Below are 19,718 nucleotides of genomic sequence, written 5' to 3'. Positions count from 1 at the left end.
AACGCCTACTGGGATGGTACTCATTACACAGTCTACAAACGCTGATGGAAATGATAATAACGGCCAGCGCTGGCCATCAAATCTGCGTGAGTACCTTGCTCAATAATTTCCCCGTTGTCCATCACAATAATGCTGTCGAAATGAGCCAGCCCACGCAGGCGATGCGTCACCATCAGCACGGTTTTTTCTTTGGTCACTTCGGCCAGTAAATCAAGTATCTGGCGTTCAGTTTCCGCATCTAAACCTTCGGTCGGCTCGTCGAGCAAAAACAGCGGCGCGTCATGCAATAAGGCTCGTGCAATCGCCAGACGGCGCAATTCTCCGCCTGATAACTGCCTGCCACCTTCCCCAAGCCAACTATTCAGGCCTGAGTCGTCTAACAACTTCTCAAGACCTACGCGCGTCAGTACACGACTCAGTTGTTGATCGCTTGCCTGGGGGGCTGCGAGCAAAAGGTTGTCGCGCAGCGTGGCACTAAATAAATGGACGCGCTGAGAGACGACGCTGGTGGCTGCGCGTAAAGCCGTTTCATCAAACTGGCTCAACGGTTCTCCATTAAGGCGAATCTCGCCCTGCTGCGGTTCCCATGCACGGGTCAGCAATTGAAGCAGCGTTGATTTACCACAGCCTGTGCGCCCGAGAATCGCGACATGTTGCCCAGCCTCGATTCTGAGAGAGATGTCCCGTAACGCCATTTGAGACTGCTCAGGATAGGCAAAGCTAAGGTTGTTAATATCCAAAGCTACGCTTTCAGGGATGGAGTGAGGCTGTTCGGTGAAAACGACCTCCGGTTTTTGACTGGTGATTTCAGTTACGCGTAATGCTGATGCGATAACCTGACCTAAATGTTGAAACGCTCCGGTGACCGGAGCCAGTGCCTCAAAGGCGGCCAGGGCACAGAACACAAACAACGCAATAAGCGCACCAGGTGTTGTATTTCCACCTACACCAGCCGCAGCCATCCACAGCATCAATATGACGGCAACACCGCTGATAAGCAGCATAACGGCTTGTGAAAGAGCCGTAAGCTCCGCCTGGCGGCGCTGTGCTTCTTGCCAGCGATCTTCGGTGGCTTCGAGTTGCTGGCGATAACGCTGGGTAGCACCAAAAATGGTTAATTCTGCGTGGCCCTGTAGCCATGCTGTGAGTTGCTGACGGTATTGTCCACGCTGGACGGTAATCGCCTCACCGGTTGATTTTCCCGCGTAATAAAATAAGGGTGGCAATATGACTAATGTCGCCAGCAAAACACCGCCGAGCGTTAGAGCTAACTGCACATCGAGGAAGCTCAAACCGAACGTGACAACGGCAATGACGACAAATGCACCGACCATCGGCGAAATCACGCGCAGGTAAAGATGATCAAGGGTGTCGACATCCGCAACCAGGCGATTAAGCAATTCACCCTGACGAAAACGAGCAAGCCCAGCAGGGGAGAGCGGAAGCAGTTTGCTAAAAGTGGAGACGCGCAGATGCTGAAGCACGCGGAAAGTCGCATCATGGCTGACTAAGCGTTCAAAATAGCGCCCTGCGGTACGCGTAATTGCGCCACCACGCACACCCGCGGCAGGCAACATATAGTTAAAACTATAAATACCTGCAACGCCGACCACAGCCGATGCGGAGAGAAACCAGCCAGAAAGCGTGAGCAGCCCAATGCTTGCCAGCAGTGTGATAATCGCCAGCACCACGCCAAGTGTCAGTAGCCATTTATGACGGCAATAAAGCGCCAGATAGGGCAGTAAAGCGCGCATTAAATCTCCTCCTGGCGATGAGCCAGTAATGTAGCAAACGGACCTTCCTGAGAGGCAAGCGTTGCGTAATTCCCTTGTTGCACAATACGACCATCACGCATCACCCACACTTCATCCCAGTCGCTGATGTAGTCCAATTGGTGCGTTACCATTAACGTCGTTTGTTGGCGGGAAGCGTCACTCAAAGCGTCCATCACTCGCTGCTCGCTGTGAGCGTCCAGGCTTGCGGCTGGTTCATCCAGCAGTAACAATCCACATGGCATCAGCAAGGCTCGTGCTACGGCAACACGTTGTGCCTGGCCGACCGATAAGCGCGCTGCGGCTTCGCCAAGCGGTGTATCAATACCTTGCGGTAACAACGGCAGGAATTCGCTGACAGAGGCTTTTTCCAGTGCGGTAGCTAATTGTTCAGAGCTGGCATCTGGATCACTTAACAGCACGTTTTCGCGGATGGTTGGAGCCGGAAGTTGTGGGTTTTGCCCAACCCAACTGAGTTGTTCACGCCACCATTTAGGGTCAAGCTCTGAAAGCTCAATACCGTTGATTAGCAAGTGCCCTTGATAAGGTAAAAAACCAGATAACACGTTGAGTAGTGAGCTTTTACCAGCACCACTTTGCCCAACCAAAACGACGCGTTGATTAGCTGAAAGAGTGAAGTTCAGAGGACCTGCGAGAGCTTTTTCTTCGGTTGACAGGATAACTAAATCTCGCGCTTCAATGCAGATTGGCTCGTTGCAATTAAATTGTGCACTGCCTTTTTTACGTTCCTGCAATGGCGCATCGAGGAATGTCATCAGGCTATCAGCTGCACCCACGGCTTGTGCTTTAGCGTGATAGAAAGTGCCTAAGTCGCGTAGCGGTTGGAAAAATTCAGGAGCAAGAATCAGGGCCAGGAAACCCGCAAACAGCGTCACGCCGGTGCTGTAATGGCCAAAGTTCAGCTCGCCCAGATAGGAGAAACCGAAGTAAACCGCAACCAGCGCGATTGAAAGTGAGGCGAAGAACTCCAGCACGCCAGAGGAGAGGAACGCAAGGCGTAGTACTTCCATTGTCCGCTGGCGGAAATCCTGCGAAGCGACGCGGATATTCTCTGTTTCAGCGCTACCACGGTTAAACAAGCGAAGTGTTTCCATACCACGCAGGCGGTCAAGGAAATGGCCGCTAAGGCGAGCCAGCGCCTGGAAGTTACGGCGGTTCGCATCTGCAGCCCCCATACCGACCATTGCCATAAACAGCGGGATAAGCGGTGCGGTGCAGAGCAAAATCAATGCAGCGACCCAGTTAGATGGGAAAATTACGATTAAAATCAGTACCGGAACCATCACCGCAAGCGACATTTGCGGTAGGTAACGGGCGTAATAATCATGCATATCTTCTATCTGTTCGAGAACCAGCGTTGCCCAACTGCCTACAGGTTTGCCCTGAATCCAGGCCGGACCAGCTTCGTGGATGCGATCGAGCACTTTACGGCGTATTTCCTGCCGAATGTGCAGCCCGGCATAAAAACCGACCTTTTCACGCAGCCATACGACCCAGGCTCGTAATACAAAAATCAGAATCAGGATAACGAACAGCAGAAGCAAAGCTTCACGCGGTATGTTTTCCATAATCATATGCTGCAACATCCTGGCTAAAATCCAGGCCTGAGCAACGATCAGCAGCCCACTGACCAAACCCAAAAAACGGGAAAGCCCCAGCCAGCGGCGCGAGATAATGCTTTGTGTTTTTAGCCAGCGGCTAAGTTCTTGTTGACGGGTTTTATTCATGGTTGCCAGTGCAGGTAAATGATGAATTATCAGGCAAAATTTGCGGGCAATGTTACAACGCAGGCAAAAGAAAGGCGACTTATTCAGTCGCCTTTACGTATCTTCAAACTGTCGCTAGGGGTTACGAGAGTTACTTATTCTGTTCGGCGAGTCCGTCCAGGTAACGCTCAGCATCTAATGCAGCCATACATCCTGTGCCTGCAGAGGTAATTGCCTGGCGGTAGATATGGTCCATAACATCACCAGCGGCAAATACACCAGGGATGCTGGTTTGCGTGGCATTACCGTGGATACCGGACTGGACTTTGATGTAACCATTCTCCAACTCTAGCTGACCGTCAAAAATCCCCGTGTTCGGGCTGTGGCCGATAGCAACAAACAGACCCGCAACTTCTAGCTCTTCAGTCTGGTCAGTATTATGCGCATCGCGCAGACGCAAGCCACTAACACCCATTTGATCGCCAGTTACTTCATCCAGCGTGCGGTTAGTGTGAAGTACGATATTGCCGTTCTTCACCTTATCCATCAGGCGATTAATCAGGATTTTCTCAGCGCGGAAGCTGTCACGGCGGTGAATCAAATGCACTTCAGAGGCAATGTTTGCCAGATAAAGGGCTTCTTCAACTGCGGTGTTACCACCGCCGATGACCGCAACTTTTTGATTGCGATAGAAGAAACCATCACAGGTAGCACAGGCAGAAACACCACGACCTTTAAATGCCTCTTCTGAAGGCAGACCCAGGTAACGTGCTGAGGCGCCGGTTGCGATGATCAATGCATCACAGGTGTATTCACCGCTATCACCCGTCAGTCGGAATGGACGATTCTGAAGATCAACTTTAGAAATATGATCGAACAGGATTTCTGTTTCGAATTTGGTCGCATGTTCGTGCATGCGCTCCATCAGAGCCGGGCCAGTCAGGTCGTTTGGATCACCCGGCCAGTTCTCGACTTCGGTCGTAGTGGTCAACTGGCCACCTTTTTCCATTCCGGTAATCAGAACGGGTTTGAGGTTGGCGCGTGCCGCGTAGACTGCTGCGGTGTAGCCCGCAGGGCCGGAGCCAAGAATTAGCAATTTACTGTGTTTAGCGGTGCCCATGAGATCCTCATTGTTCGTTGGCAGACAATCGAGGGATTGTAGGGAATTTGGCGGGTTAAAAAAAGGGTGCAGCGATTTTGTTAACTATATGTGCAATAGCTGTGCTCAATCAGCCGTAGAACAATTCACTGAAAGCGCATAAAAATCCACCTGATCAGGGTAATTAGTCACGTAGGTAAAGTGATGAATAATCGTCAAGTGCCCCGGATATATGGCACGTTCCACTAAATTTCGATGTTTTGCTTTGACAATCCGCTAAGCATTTGCGAAAACATTCGAGGAAGAAAAACATTTGGTATGAGAGCTGTAAAATAATCACGCATACCTGATGCAATTTTACCGGGTTATTGAAATCTACTCATGGCGTGGACAGACGCCATGAGTGATGTCGATGGCGGCCATTGGGCACCGGTCTTCTCACGTACACTCGGAACATTGACGTTGCCCGGGTTATGGCAGGTGAAGGAAGGAACACAGAGAGACAATAATAATGGTAGATAGTAAGAAGCGCCCTGGCAAAGATCTCGACCGCATCGATCGTAACATTCTAAACGAGCTGCAGAAGGATGGACGTATTTCCAACGTCGAGCTTTCGAAGCGAGTAGGGCTTTCACCGACTCCGTGCCTTGAGCGCGTGCGTCGCCTGGAACGACAGGGTTTCATTCAGGGCTACACAGCTCTGCTGAACCCGCATTATCTGGATGCATCACTTCTGGTTTTTGTTGAGATTACTCTGAATCGTGGCGCACCAGATGTGTTTGAGCAATTTAACGCCGCTGTTCAAAAACTTGAAGAAATTCAAGAATGTCATTTGGTATCCGGCGATTTCGACTACCTGTTGAAAACCCGCGTGCCTGATATGTCAGCGTACCGCAAATTACTAGGCGAAACCTTGTTGCGACTGCCGGGTGTGAACGATACCCGTACCTATGTGGTCATGGAAGAGGTCAAACAGAGCAATCGTCTGGTTATTAAGACCCGTTAACACGGGCCAGGTGCAAAATCTGCGTATTTTGGTTACACTCCTGGTAATTCATACAGCAACAGTGCCGGGAATGCCCGGCACTGTTGCTCTCCATAGTTATTAAGGACCTGGAGAGTCTTACTTGAGCCAGGAATACACCGAAGAAAAAGAAGTTACATTGAGGAAACTCAGCAGCGGGCGTCGGGCATTAGAAGCCTTACTGCTCCTTGTTGCCATTTTTGCCGTCTATTTGATGGTAGCGCTGCTTAGTTTTAATCCTTCCGATCCCAGTTGGTCACAAACCGCATGGCATGAACCTATCCATAATTTAGGTGGGATGCCTGGCGCGTGGTTGGCCGATACACTGTTGTTTATTTTTGGCGTAATGGCCTACACCATCCCGGTTATCATTATCGGTGCGTGTTGGTTTACTTTCCGCAATCGGGATAACGAAGAGTTTATTGATTATTTTGCCGTTTCCTTACGCCTGATAGGCGTGTTGGCTATGGTTCTTACCGCCTGTGGCCTTGCTGCGATTAACGCCGATGATATTTGGTATTTTGCCTCTGGCGGGGTAATTGGTAGCTTGCTGAGCACTGCCATGATGCCATTGCTCAACAGCAGTGGCGGCACTATTGCGCTTTTGTGCGTGTGGGCGGCAGGGTTAACGTTGTTTACTGGTTGGTCTTGGGTCGGGATCGCTGAGAAAATTGGTAGCGCGACTTTAAGCGTGCTGACGTTTGCCAGCAACCGCACTCGCCGGGATAACACCTGGCAGGATGATGATTACGACGAAGAAGAACATGATGAAGAACACGCACCAGCAGTAGAAAAGCGTGAGTCTCGTCGTGCGCGTATTTTGCGTGGCGCATTGGCTCGCAAGCAGCGCATTTCAGAAAAATTCGCCAATCCAAATGCACGCAAAACAGATTCAGCGCTGTTTTCTGGCAAGCGTATGGATGATGCCGAAGATGATGTTTTGTTCTCGCCAAATAAAGCTACGCAGTCTGAGGATGACGTACTTTTCTCTGGTAATAAAGCAACACTGTCGGAAAACGATGAGTACGATCCGTTATTACATGGGCAATCTATCGTTGCGCCGGTCGCTGCTGCTGCCGCTATGGCGAACCCAGCATACGCCGCCCCGGTGATGCCAACAGCAACCGTGCCTCCTGTCGCTACACCTGCGCCGGAAGTAGTAGAGACTCCTGCAATTGCCTGGGAACCAGCACCGACTACTGTGACGCCTGAGCCAGTGCTTGCGCCGACACCTGAAAGTTATCACGCGCCTCGTGCCGCTGAACAATACAACCCTCAACAGGTGACCAGCCATTGGGCAGAGCCAGAAATAGTTCAGCCTGTTGTTGAACAAGCTGTTGTTGCACAAGCTCCAGTTCAGCCAATTTATTACGACCCCACCCCAGCGCAATCAATTGTTGAGCCTGAGCCTGTAGAAGAGGTAAAGCCAGCCGTTCGTCCGCCTATCTATCATTTTGAAGAAGTAGAAGCCAAACGTGCTCGTGAGCGTGAACAACTCGCGGCCTGGTATCAACCGGTTAGTGAGCCGAAACCCGATCCTTATGGGTATGACAGCTCCCCGGCATTTGCATCAACATCTGTACCGGATTCTTCACGCTTTGAGGCACCAGCTATTCCTCAGGGCTTCTCTGGCGTTGTACCTGAGGTTCCTGTCGTAGCGGCTCCCCCTGTTCCTCAAGGTGTCAAAGATGCGGCAAAAGCTGCCAGTGCTGTGGCTGCCTTTAGCCCGGTATTCAGCATTGCCAGTGATGCGCCACGTCCGCAGACAAAAGAGGGGATTGGCCCGCAGTTGCCACGCCCAAATCGTGTGCGTGTACCGACTCGCCGTGAACTCGCCTCTTATGGAATTAAGTTACCGTCTCAGCGTATGGCTGAAGAAGAAGCGCGTCGCCAGAATGGTATGGATATTGAAAACGACTATGCTGACGATGCCGAAGAAATGGAACAGCATGAACTTGCTCGTCAGTTCGCAGCTCAACAGCAGCAGCGTTATGGCGAAGAGTATGAAGACAACTCTTTGCAGCAGGATGCGGATGAGGCCGAGCAGGCAGAATTGGCGCGTCAGTTTGCTGCCCAGCAGCAACAGCGTTATTCAGCACCCCAGCAGCAACCTAACCAACAACAGTCAAATAATGTTCCGTTCTCATTGGATGATTTTGATTTCTCGCCAATGAAAACGTTAGTGAACGATGGTCCTGGTGAGCCAATGTTTACGCCGAGTCACATTGAAGAAGCTGCGCCTGTTCAGCAGCCGCAAAGCTGGCAGCCTGCACCTCCGCCGCAACATAATGTGCAACAGCCGCCAGCACCTTCTGCACCCGTAGCGGCACCACAGGCGCAGATTCATGAAAGTTTGATCCATCCATTCCTGATGCGTAATGGTGACGATCGCCCATTGCAGCGCCCAACCACGCCGTTGCCATCTCTGGACTTGCTGACCTCGCCACCTGCGGAAGTTGAGCCAGTAGATACCTTTGCTCTTGAGCAAATGGCGCGCCTGGTTGAAGCTCGTCTTGCGGATTATCGTATTAAAGCCGATGTGGTGGATTACTCTCCAGGTCCGGTAATCACGCGCTTTGAACTTGATTTAGCGCCGGGTGTTAAAGCTGCGCGGATTTCTAACTTGTCGCGTGACCTTGCGCGTTCGTTGTCGACTGTCGCGGTGCGTGTTGTAGAGGTTATTCCGGGTAAACCGTATGTGGGCCTGGAATTACCGAACAAAAAACGCCAGACCGTATACCTACGCGAAGTGCTCGATTGTGCCAAATTCCGCGAAAGCACGTCACCGTTAACCGTGGTGTTGGGCAAAGATATTGGTGGCGAGCCTGTCATTGCCGATCTGGCGAAAATGCCGCACTTGCTGGTAGCCGGTACCACCGGTTCCGGTAAGTCCGTTGGCGTAAACGCCATGATCCTCAGCATGTTGTATAAAGCCACACCTGACGAAGTGCGCTTTATCATGATCGACCCGAAAATGCTTGAGCTGTCGGTGTATGAAGGCATTCCACATCTGTTAACTGAAGTCGTTACAGATATGAAGGATGCTGCCAATGCATTGCGCTGGAGCGTTAACGAAATGGAGCGTCGCTACAAGCTGATGTCGGCTTTAGGCGTGCGAAATCTGGCGGGTTACAACGAGCGTGTGCTGGAAGCTGAACGCATGGGCCGTCCGATTCCAGACCCGTTCTGGAAGCCGGGCGACAGCATGGAAATTGCTCATCCAATGCTTGAAAAACTGCCGTATATCGTGGTGCTGGTGGACGAATTTGCTGACCTGATGATGACGGTAGGCAAGAAAGTTGAAGAGTTGATCGCTCGCCTGGCGCAGAAAGCGCGTGCCGCGGGTATTCACTTAGTGCTGGCAACCCAGCGTCCATCGGTAGACGTGATTACCGGCTTGATTAAAGCCAACATTCCTACGCGTGTAGCGTTTACCGTGTCGAGCAAAATTGACTCCCGCACCATTCTTGACCAGGCCGGTGCTGAGTCACTGCTGGGAATGGGGGATATGCTCTATTCCGGGCCAAACTCAACACTGCCAGTGCGTGTACATGGCGCGTTTGTCCGCGATCAGGAAGTGCATGCTGTCGTTCAGGACTGGAAAGCGCGTGGTCGCCCACAATATATCACTGGTATTACTTCAGATACCGAAAGTGAAGGCGGTGCAGGTGGCGGTCTTGACGGTGATGAAGAACTCGACCCGTTATTTGATCAGGCTGTCGCGTTTGTGGTTGAAAAACGTAAAGCGTCTATTTCCGGCGTTCAGCGCCAGTTCCGCATTGGCTACAACCGTGCGGCGCGAATCGTTGAGCAGATGGAAGCGCAGGGTATCGTGAGCTCCCAAGGGCATAATGGTAACCGCGAAGTGCTTGCACCACCGCCATTTGAGTAACCCTGTGCAAAAGAGTCGTGATTGCGGCTCTTTTGCAAAGAAGGGTAAATTACCGGAAAATCAGCTTATTCTTCTGTTGCTTCAGAATAGCTCTCAACTAGAGTGGGCAGCAGAAACGCCACTGTGTATTCATTTTGTGGTGCGTGAATTTAAAGGGATCATAATGAAAAAAATCGTTATTACTTGTGCTTTGTTGACCGCTCTTACCGCAACCGCTGTCTGGGCTGATGCCGCAGGCGACCTGAAAACGCGTCTGGATAAGGTCAGCAGCTTCCACGCCAGTTTCACGCAGAAAGTGACTGATGGTAGTGGCGCGGCTGTTCAGGAAGGTCAGGGGGACTTGTGGGTTAAACGCCCAAACCTTTTCAACTGGCACATGACTCAACCGGATGAAAGTATTCTTGTCTCTGATGGTAAAACATTGTGGTTCTACAACCCGTTTGTCGAGCAAGTCAGCGCAACCTGGCTGAAGGATGCAACCGGTAATACACCGTTCATGTTGATTGCGCGTAACCAGAGCAGTGACTGGCAGCAATACAACATTAAACAAAGCGGTGATGATTTTGTACTGACGCCAAAAACCAGTGCAGGTAATCTCAAGCAATTCACTATTAATGTCGGAAGCGACGGTACTATCCATCAGTTCAGTGCGATTGAGCAAGACGATCAACGCAGCAGCTATGCGCTGAAAACTCAGCAAAATGGTGCGGTGGATATGAGCAAGTTTACGTTTACCCCGCCTAAAGGCGTGACGGTGGACGATCAACGTAAGTAGGGGTATCAGTGAGCAACCTGTCGCTCGATTTTTCTGAGAATACCTTCAAACCTCTGGCTGCGCGTATGCGGCCAGAGAACCTCGCGCAATACATCGGCCAACAACATCTGCTAGCCCCTGGTAAACCGCTTCCTAAAGCAATCGAAGCGGGGCATCTTCATTCGATGATTTTATGGGGACCACCAGGTACGGGCAAAACCACACTTGCTGAAGTGATTGCTCACTATGCTGACGCCGATGTAGAACGCATTTCGGCTGTCACTTCAGGCGTCAAAGAAATCCGCGAAGCCATAGAACGTGCGCGCCAGAATCGCAACGCCGGGCGGCGAACGATTCTGTTTGTCGACGAAGTCCATCGCTTCAACAAAAGCCAGCAAGATGCTTTTTTGCCACACATTGAAGACGGCACGATTACGTTTATCGGCGCAACCACTGAAAACCCCTCATTCGAGCTCAATTCTGCACTATTGTCGCGTGCTCGCGTTTACTTGCTTAAATCGCTGACCACGGAAGACATTGAAAAAGTTTTGAGCCAGGCGATGAGCGATGCCGCTCGTGGCTATGGTGGGCAAAACATTGTTCTGCCCGATGACACGCGTCTTGCTATTGCAGAACTTGTCAACGGCGATGCCCGGCGTGCATTAAACACGCTGGAAATGATGGCCGACATGGCCGAAGTCGATTCTAGTGGCAATCGCGTTTTGCAGATTGCTCTATTGACTGAAATCGCGGGCGAACGCAGCGCGCGCTTTGATAACAAAGGCGATCGTTTTTACGATCTGATTTCTGCATTGCACAAATCGGTTCGCGGTTCATCCCCTGACGCGGCTTTGTACTGGTACGCGCGCATTATCACGGCAGGCGGTGATCCTTTGTATGTGGCTCGTCGTTTGCTGGCGATTGCCTCAGAAGATGTAGGTAATGCTGACCCTCGTGGCATGCAGGTTGCTATCTCTGCGTGGGACTGCTTTACCCGTGTCGGCCCAGCGGAAGGGGAGCGCGCCATCGCTCAGGCCATTGTTTACTTAGCCTGTGCACCTAAAAGTAATGCGGTTTACACAGCATTCAAAGCAGCAATGGCGGATGCTCGGGAACGCCCGGATTATGACGTTCCGGTTCACTTACGTAATGCCCCAACCAAGCTGATGAAAGAAATGGGTTATGGCCAGGAGTATCGTTATGCTCACGACGAGCCTAACGCCTATGCTTCCGGCGAAGTCTACTTTCCACAGGAAATGGCACAAACACGCTATTATCAGCCGACAAACAGAGGTCTTGAAGGCAAGATTGGTGAAAAGCTCGCCTGGCTTGCTGAACAGGATCAAAATAGCCCGACAAAACGCTACCGCTAAAGCAGACGTTGCGGTAAGGTTAGGAAAACTATCACTGTGGTTGCAGTCTGTGGCCGCATCCCCTTCATTTAATTCGATAAGCACAGGATAAGCATGCTCGATCCCAATCTACTGCGTACAGAGCCAGACGCAGTCGCTGAAAAACTGGCACGCCGAGGCTTCAAGCTGGATGTAGAAACGCTGCGCTCTTTAGAAGAGCGTCGTAAAGTGTTGCAGGTAAAAACTGAAAATCTGCAGGCTGAACGTAACTCGCGATCGAAATCCATTGGCCAGGCGAAAGCGCGTGGAGAAGACATCGAGCCGTTGCGTTTGCAAGTCAACCAGTTGGGTGAAGAGCTGGATGCAGCGAAAAGTGAGCTTGATGTCCTGCTTGCAGAGATCCGCGACATTGCACTGACGTTGCCTAACATCCCGGACGATTGCGTGCCGATGGGTAAAGATGACAGCGAAAACGTTGAAATCTGCCGCTGGGGTGAGCCGCGTAAATTCGATTTTGAAGTACGTGACCACGTGACGCTGGGCGAAATGGCTAAAGGCCTGGATTTCGCATCTGCGGTTAAACTGACCGGTGCTCGTTTTGTTGTGATGCAAGGGCAAATTGCTCGTCTGCACCGCGCTCTGAGCCAGTTCATGCTTGACCTGCATACTGAGCAGCATGGTTATATTGAGAACTATGTTCCGTATCTGGTAAACCACGACACGCTTTATGGTACAGGCCAATTGCCGAAATTTGCCGGTGACTTGTTCCATACTCGTCCGCTGGAAGAAGAGGCTGATGCAAGCAACTACGCGTTGATCCCAACCGCAGAAGTGCCGTTGACCAACCTGGTGCGTGATGAAATTCTCGATGAAGATACTCTACCGCTGAAAATGACCGCACATACCCCATGCTTCCGTTCCGAAGCGGGAACGTATGGTCGTGATACCCGTGGCCTTATCCGTCAGCACCAGTTCGATAAAGTTGAGATGGTGCAGATTGTGCGTCCGGAAGACTCTATGGAAGCTCTGGAAGAGTTGACCAGCCACGCTGAGAAAGTCCTGGAGTTATTGAACCTGCCATACCGCAAAGTGTTGTTGTGTTCTGGAGATATGGGCTTTGGCGCGGTCAAAACTTACGATCTGGAAGTGTGGCTGCCTGGGCAGGATACTTACCGTGAAATCTCCTCTTGCTCCAACTGTGGGGATTTCCAGGCGCGTCGTTTGCAGGCTCGCTGCCGCAGCAAAGCAGACAAGAAAACCCGTCTGGTGCATACACTGAACGGTTCTGGTCTGGCTGTAGGTCGTACACTGGTTGCTGTGCTGGAAAACTACCAGCAGGCTGATGGCCGTATCGAAATTCCTGAAGTGCTGCGTCCTTACATGAAAGGGCTTGAGTTCATCGGCTAATGTATTAGTGCTATTTTATTCTTGAAAAGCGCCTGCGGGCGCTTTTTTTATGCCGTAAATATTCTCATTCCCATAGATAATCTGCCTTTATTGACACCAGACAATAACAAATACCCCTATATGGGTATTATCTCTCCCAGAAAGAGAGTGGTGATTATTAATACAATTCATTCGGCGTCCTTATCATTTGATAGTTTCAGATTACATGATGTAACTGGACTACCAATAGCGGCCCTGACATAGCCTAAAACACTCCTTTCTCTTTTGGGCTGAGCAATGGACACGCGTGCCGCAATTTAGTCAGCAACCGTTGCCAGCTTGTTTAAATGTGAGCACTAAACAAGTGGGTCATTATGAAAGAGAAAACTTCTAATGCGGTCCTTACCGCACAAGTGAGTCGTCGTAAGCTGGTGCAAACCACAGCTATCGGTGGTCTTGCTGCTGCGAGTGGAGCATTAACACTTCCCTTTAGCCGCCTGGCTTTTGCACAGTCCGCCGCTGATACACAAACAGATGCTGAAAAGGTTATCTGGAGCGCCTGTACAGTAAACTGTGGTAGCCGTTGCCCACTTCGTATGCATGTGGCGGATGGTGAAATCAAATATGTTGAGACAGACAACACCGGTGATGACAACTATGAAGGGTTGCATCAGGTTCGTGCCTGCTTGCGTGGCCGCTCAATGCGTCGCCGTGTCTATAATGCCGATCGCCTGAAATATCCGATGAAGCGCGTTGGTGCTCGAGGGGAAGGCAAATTTGAGAAAATCAGTTGGGATGAAGCTTTCGACACCATCGCCAACAGCATGAAGGGCATTATCAAAGAGTACGGTAACGAAGCTATCTATCTGAACTACGGTACGGGGACGTTGGGTGGAACGATGACTCGCTCCTGGCCGCCAGGCTCAACATTGATTGCCCGCCTGATGAACTGCTGCGGCGGTTATCTGAACCATTATGGCGACTATTCTACCGCGCAAATTGCCGCTGGCCTGAATTACACCTATGGCGGTTGGGCCGATGGCAACAGCCCGTCGGACATTGAAAACAGTAAACTTGTCGTGTTGTTTGGGAATAACCCGGGTGAAACGCGTATGAGTGGCGGCGGGGTGACGTATTACCTCGAGCAAGCGCGCGAAAAATCCAATGCGCGCATGATTATCATTGACCCGCGTTATACCGATACTGGTGCAGGCCGTGAAGATGAATGGATTCCGATTCGCCCCGGTACTGATACCGCACTTATCTCCGCGCTTGCATGGGTAATGATCACTGAAAATCTGGTCGATCAGCAGTTCCTCGATAAATACTGCGTCGGTTACGACGAAAAAACTCTTCCAAAAACAGCTCCTGCTAACGGACATTACAAAGCCTATATTCTTGGTGAAGGAGCTGATGGCCAGGCGAAAACGCCACAATGGGCTGCCAAAATCACCGGTATTCCTGCTGAACGCATTGTGCAACTGGCGCGTGAAATCGCCACAGCCAAACCTGCTTTTATTAGCCAGGGTTGGGGGCCGCAGCGCCACTCAAACGGTGAGCTGGTTTCCCGTGCCATCGCGATGTTGTCGATTCTGACCGGAAACGTGGGCATCAACGGTGGCAACAGCGGCGCACGCGAAGGTTCTTACAGCCTGCCATTTGTGCGCATGCCGACGCTGGAAAACCCGGTACAAACCAGTATTTCTATGTTCCTGTGGACGGATGCTATTGAACGTGGCCCGGAAATGACGGCAACTCGTGATGGCGTGCGCGGCAAAGATAAGCTCGATGTTCCAATCAAGATGGTCTGGAACTACGCCAGTAACTGCCTGATTAACCAGCACTCAGAAATTAACCGTACTCACGATATCCTACAAGACGACAAGAAATGCGAAATGATTGTGGTGATCGATAACCACATGACTTCATCAGCTAAATACGCAGATATATTGCTGCCTGACTGCACCGCATCTGAGCAGATGGACTTCTGCCTTGATGCGTCATGCGGAAATATGGCTTATGTAATTTTTGCCGATCAGGTGATCAAACCGCGTTTTGAGTGCAAAACCATTTATGAGATGACGACTGAACTGGCAAAACGCATGGGTGTTGAGCAACAGTTCACTGAAGGGCGCACGCAAGAAGGCTGGATGCGTCATCTCTATCAACAGTCTCAGGAAGCGATTCCTGGCCTCCCGAGCTTTGATGAATTCCGGAAAGTTGGCATCTTCAAGCAGCGTGACCCTGAAGGTCACCACGTGGCGTATAAAGCCTTCCGCGAAGACCCTGCGGCGAATCCACTGACGACACCATCAGGGAAAATTGAAATCTATTCTGAGCAGTTAGCCGAAATTGCAGCCACCTGGCAACTTGATGAAGGAGATGTCATCGATCCGCTGCCGGTTTACAGCGCGGGCTTTGAAAACTTTGGCGATCCGCTGGCCGAGAAATGGCCATTGCAGATGACGGGCTTCCATTACAAAGCGCGTACCCACTCAACCTACGGCAATGTGGATGTATTGAAAGCAGCCTGTCGTCAGGAAATGTGGATCAACCCAATTGATGCACAGCAACGTGGGATTAAGAACGGCGACATAGTGCGCATCTTCAATGGACGTGGGGAAGTTCAAATCAATGCGAAAGTGACACCACGCATAATACCTGGCGTTGTCGCGATGGGGGAAGGGGCCTGGTATAGCCCTGATGCCAATAAAGTTGACCACTCGGGTAGCATTAACGTGTTAACCACGCAGCGACCGTCGCCACTGGCAAAAGGCAATCCATCCCATAGTAACCTCGTCCAGGTCGAGAAGGCGTAAGGAATAGCTGATGACAACCCAATACGGATTTTATATAGACTCCAGCCGCTGCACTGGTTGTAAGACCTGCGAGCTGGCTTGTAAAGATTACAAAAATTTAGGCCCGGACGTCAGCTTCCGTCGCATTTATGAATATGCTGGCGGTGACTGGCAACAAGACAACGGGGTTTGGCAGCAAAACGTCTTCGCCTACTATCTGTCGATTGCTTGTAACCACTGTGAGGATCCGGCTTGCACCAAGGTCTGCCCAAGCGGTGCGATGCATAAGCGTGATGACGGTTTTGTGGTCGTTAATGAAGATGTTTGTATTGGCTGCCGCTATTGCCACATGGCTTGCCCGTACGGCGCACCACAGTACAACGCTGAAAAAGGTCATATGACTAAGTGTGATGGCTGTCATGAGCGTATTGCTGAAGGCAAGAAACCCATCTGTGTTGAGTCCTGCCCATTACGCGCGCTAGATATGGCACCAATTGCCGAACTGCGCGCGAAGTATGGAGAACAGGCCGCCATCGCTCCGCTGCCATCAGCACATTTCACCAAGCCAAATATTGTCATTAAACCTAACGCCAACAGCCGCCCATGTGGGGATAAAACCGGTTATCTGGCAAACCCGAAGGAGGTGTGAGATGGGCAGCGGATGGCATGAATGGCCACTAATGGTCTTTACGGTTTTAGGACAGTGCGTCGCAGGTGGTTTTATTGTTATGGCATTAGCATTGCTGACTGGTGTTTCTGACCGGGTACAGCAAAAGCGTGTGTATTGGGCGATGATCGTGCTGTGGGTGTTGATGGGCATTGGTTTTATGGCCTCAGTACTGCATCTCGGCTCACCACTACGCGCCTTCAACTCGCTTAATCGCATCGGGGAATCAGCGCTTAGTAATGAAATTGCCAGCGGCTCGGTCTTCTTTGCAGTGGGTGGTTTCTGGTGGCTGGTTACCGTGCTGGGCAAAATGCCGCAGGCACTGGGTAAAATCTGGATGACGCTGACGATGGTTCTGGGCGTATTTTTTGTCTGGATGATGTGTAAGGTCTACCTGATTGATACCGTACCGACCTGGTATAGTGTTTATACGCCGCTCAGTTTCTTCCTGACGATGTTTATAGGTGGGCCGCTACTCGGTTACTTACTGCTGCGTGTTGCAGGTGTAACGGGTTGGGGAATGCGTCTTCTTCCTGCAATTTCATTGCTGGCTGTTGTAGTAAGTTCCATGGTTGTGATGTTGCAGGGTATGGATTTAGCGACAATCCACAGCTCAATCATGCAGGCATCTGCACTGGTTCCTGAATACGGTGCATTGATGTCATGGCGCTTGTTGGTGCTGGCGCTTGCATTAGCTTGTTGGATTATCCCGCAACTCAAAGGTGGTCAGGCGAACCCTGCAGTTCTGACATTCGCCTTCGTGTTGGTTATTGTTGGTGAGCTAATCGGCCGCGGTGTGTTCTACGGTCTGCATATGACGGTTGGTATGGCTATCGCAAGTTAATGCCATCTCGATTAAATGCGCTTTCGGGCGCATTTAATCTTTTCGGATAAAAAAATATCATCCGATTTACCATGAAAATTTTCATCCAACCCGCTTCGATTCCCAATACCTGATCCCATCAAAAACAGAGAGATAGCATTTCGTCTATATGCTTTGCTCACAAGTAAGATAAGTTTTTCAAATCGACAGTTTTCAAATCGTGCCAGGCCCCGTCAGCACTGGATTGACAATCATTTTTCCAGTGGCATGATGCGCACAAATTATTCTCTTCCTCGCGGTTTCTACATGTCCACCTATACCCGGCCAGTGATGCTTTTGCTCTGTGGTCTGATGCTTTTGACCCTGGCGATAGCGGTTTTAAATACGCTGGTTCCACTTTGGTTAGCCCATGAACATCTTCCAACCTGGCAAGTCGGGATGGTGGGTTCGTCGTACTTTACCGGAAACTTGGTGGGTACTTTGCTGACCGGATGGCTAATTAAACGTCAGGGATTCAACCGTAGCTACTATCTTGCCTCGCTGATTTTTGCGGCGGGTTGTGCAGGATTGGGGCTGATGACCGGTTTCTGGAGCTGGATGATGTGGCGCTTCATCGCGGGTATCGGCTGTGCGATGATTTGGGTGGTGGTTGAAAGCGCCTTGATGTGCAGCGGCACTTCTCACAACCGTGGGCGCTTGCTGGCAGCCTACATGATGGTTTATTACGTTGGCACGGTGTTAGGCCAATTGATGATCAGCAAAATGCCGACCGATTTAGCCAGCGTACTCCCATGGGTGACGGCGCTTATTTTAACCGCGATTCTTCCGCTATTGTTTACTCGCATTGTGAATGACCGCAGTGAAAACCAGCAAGCGACGCCTGTCTGGCCAATGCTGCGCCTGCGACATGCTCGTCTTGGCGTGAACGGCTGCATTATTTCCGGGATTGTTCTCGGCTCCCTTTATGGGTTGATGCCGCTGTATTTAAACCACAAAGGCTTCAGCGATGCCGGTATTGGTTTCTGGATGGCGGTGATGGTTAGCGCGGGGATAGTTGGGCAGTGGCCGGTAGGTCGCCTCGCTGACCGTTTTGGTCGCTTGTTAGTGCTGCGCGTTCAGGTGTTTATTGTGATTATGGGTTGCATGGCGATGCTGACTAATGCCGCGATGGGGCCGACATTGTTTGTGCTTGGCGCGGCTGGTTTTACGCTTTATCCAGTGGCAATGGCCTGGGCCTGCGAGAAAGTCGAACACCATCAGCTGGTGGCAATGAATCAGGCGCTGTTGCTCAGTTATACGGTAGGCAGCTTGCTTGGCCCAACGTTTACCTCAATGCTGATGCAAAGTTTCTCAGACAATTTGCTGTTCGTTATGATAGCCGGCGTCGCGTTTGTCTACTTACTAATGCTGTTACGCAAAGCAGGGCCGCAAACTACTCCGATTGCCCATGCCTGATACAAAAATGGCCCTCATCGAGGGCCATTTTGCTAGTGCTGCAAGATTAGTACATCACTTTGTGACCGTACTGTTCCAGAATACCTTTAACGCGTTCCATAGTTTCTTTCTTCGGTGGATGCACGCCATCAAGCTTGTATTCTTCGCCCATCGCCACCCATTTATGTTTGCCCAGTTCGTGATATGGCAGCAGCTCAATCTTCTCGACGTTGCCCATATCGCGCGTGAACTCGCCAAGGCGATGTGCAGAGTCATCATCATCAGACCAGCCCGGTACAACAACGTAACGAATCCAGACATTAACGTTTTTATCGGACAAGTAACGCGCAAATTCCAGCGTACGATGGTTTGAGACGCCAACCAGATTCTGGTGAATTTCGTCGTTCATCTGTTTCAAATCCAGCATCACCAGATCGGTCACTTCGAGTAATTCATCAATCACCGGGTCGTAGCGACGGACAAAACCGTTGGTATCGAGACAGGTATGAATGCCTTCTTTACGACAGGCGCGGAACCAGTCACGTACAAATTCGGCCTGCAGAATGGCTTCGCCACCAGACGCTGTGACGCCGCCACCAGAAGCGTTCATAAAGTGGCGATAGGTCACCACTTCTTTCATCAGTTCTTCAACGGTAATCTCTTTGCCGCCGTGCGTATCCCAGGTATCACGGTTGTGGCAATACAGGCAGCGCATCAGGCAGCCCTGGAAGAAGGTGATAAAACGAATACCGGGACCATCCACGGTACCGCAGGATTCAAAGGAATGAATTCGGCCAATTACTGACATTGCGGTGTTCTCTCCAGTATTGGTCCATGCCCTAAAGCAAGAACCAGGTTGAGCGCGGTCTAAGTCTTGATTGCCGCGTCGAATCGATTTTGCGAGATAACTTAAACGTAGCAGTTATCTTGCAAAACCGGTTCTGACATAAGAAAAGGCCCCACCGAGGTGGAGCCTTGTATTGTACGCCT

The 19,718-nt window shown here is 50.9% G+C and carries 13 protein-coding genes; 9 read left to right on the top strand and 4 right to left on the bottom strand.

Annotation, left to right across the window (positions count from 1 at the left end; translation table 11 throughout):
• Positions 1 to 32: 32 nt before the first annotated feature.
• The 3 genes from cydC to trxB form a co-directional block, all read right to left on the bottom strand.
• Complete coding sequence (cydC, locus tag LVQ76_RS00110) at positions 33 to 1,754, bottom strand: heme ABC transporter ATP-binding protein/permease CydC (RefSeq protein ID WP_232865021.1); 1,722 nt, start codon at positions 1,752 to 1,754, stop codon at positions 33 to 35.
• On the bottom strand, positions 1,754 to 3,520 hold the full coding sequence (gene cydD / locus LVQ76_RS00105; protein WP_232865020.1) for a heme ABC transporter permease/ATP-binding protein CydD: 1,767 nt from the start codon (positions 3,518 to 3,520) through the stop codon (positions 1,754 to 1,756). Before cydD ends, cydC begins: the two co-directional genes overlap by 1 nt.
• A gap of 130 nt (positions 3,521 to 3,650) precedes the next feature.
• Positions 3,651 to 4,619: a thioredoxin-disulfide reductase gene (gene trxB / locus LVQ76_RS00100; RefSeq protein WP_064517474.1), complete on the bottom strand. Its 969-nt coding sequence runs from the start codon at positions 4,617 to 4,619 to the stop codon at positions 3,651 to 3,653.
• 490 nt (positions 4,620 to 5,109) lie between these two features.
• Here trxB and lrp point away from each other — a divergent pair, with 490 nt between their 5' ends.
• The 9 genes from lrp (at position 5,110) to LVQ76_RS00055 (ending at position 18,749) form a co-directional block, all read left to right on the top strand.
• Positions 5,110 to 5,604, top strand: a complete 495-nt coding sequence (lrp, locus tag LVQ76_RS00095) for a leucine-responsive transcriptional regulator Lrp (RefSeq protein WP_000228469.1) — start codon at positions 5,110 to 5,112, stop codon at positions 5,602 to 5,604.
• A 121-nt stretch (positions 5,605 to 5,725) separates the two neighbouring features.
• Positions 5,726 to 9,514, top strand: coding sequence for a DNA translocase FtsK 4TM domain-containing protein (locus tag LVQ76_RS00090; protein ID WP_232920703.1), 3,789 nt, complete (start codon positions 5,726 to 5,728; stop codon positions 9,512 to 9,514).
• Between the two features lie 163 nt (positions 9,515 to 9,677).
• On the top strand, positions 9,678 to 10,289 hold the full coding sequence (gene lolA / locus LVQ76_RS00085; protein ID WP_232920702.1) for an outer membrane lipoprotein periplasmic chaperone LolA: 612 nt from the start codon (positions 9,678 to 9,680) through the stop codon (positions 10,287 to 10,289).
• Positions 10,290 to 10,297: 8 nt separating this feature from the next.
• Positions 10,298 to 11,641 carry a replication-associated recombination protein A gene (locus LVQ76_RS00080; protein WP_232865018.1) on the top strand — a complete coding sequence of 448 codons (1,344 nt, stop codon included), beginning with the start codon at positions 10,298 to 10,300 and terminating at the stop codon, positions 11,639 to 11,641.
• A gap of 93 nt (positions 11,642 to 11,734) precedes the next feature.
• Positions 11,735 to 13,027, top strand: a complete 1,293-nt coding sequence (gene serS / locus LVQ76_RS00075; RefSeq protein WP_232920701.1) for a serine--tRNA ligase — start codon at positions 11,735 to 11,737, stop codon at positions 13,025 to 13,027.
• A 353-nt stretch (positions 13,028 to 13,380) separates the two neighbouring features.
• Positions 13,381 to 15,825 (top strand): dimethylsulfoxide reductase subunit A, encoded by a 2,445-nt coding sequence (gene dmsA / locus LVQ76_RS00070; protein WP_232920700.1) that lies wholly within the window; start codon positions 13,381 to 13,383, stop codon positions 15,823 to 15,825.
• Positions 15,826 to 15,835: 10 nt separating this feature from the next.
• Complete coding sequence (locus LVQ76_RS00065; RefSeq protein WP_151992721.1) at positions 15,836 to 16,453, top strand: DMSO/selenate family reductase complex B subunit; 618 nt, start codon at positions 15,836 to 15,838, stop codon at positions 16,451 to 16,453.
• A gap of 1 nt (position 16,454) precedes the next feature.
• Positions 16,455 to 17,315 (top strand): dimethyl sulfoxide reductase anchor subunit family protein, encoded by an 861-nt coding sequence (locus LVQ76_RS00060; protein ID WP_232903959.1) that lies wholly within the window; start codon positions 16,455 to 16,457, stop codon positions 17,313 to 17,315.
• 285 nt (positions 17,316 to 17,600) lie between these two features.
• Positions 17,601 to 18,749, top strand: a complete 1,149-nt coding sequence (locus LVQ76_RS00055) for an MFS transporter (protein WP_232920699.1) — start codon at positions 17,601 to 17,603, stop codon at positions 18,747 to 18,749.
• A 46-nt stretch (positions 18,750 to 18,795) separates the two neighbouring features.
• Here LVQ76_RS00055 and pflA read toward each other — a convergent pair whose 3' ends face one another.
• A complete protein-coding gene (gene pflA / locus LVQ76_RS00050) occupies positions 18,796 to 19,536 on the bottom strand; it encodes a pyruvate formate lyase 1-activating protein (RefSeq protein ID WP_034494315.1) in 741 nt (246 codons plus the stop codon).
• Positions 19,537 to 19,718: the final 182 nt, after the last annotated feature.

This window comes from Buttiauxella cochleicola (assembly GCF_021283185.1).
GTDB classification, from domain to species: Bacteria; Pseudomonadota; Gammaproteobacteria; order Enterobacterales; family Enterobacteriaceae; genus Buttiauxella; species Buttiauxella massiliensis.
The sequence above is the reverse complement of the archived record's forward strand: the minus strand, read 5'-3'. Positions and strand labels throughout refer to the sequence as shown.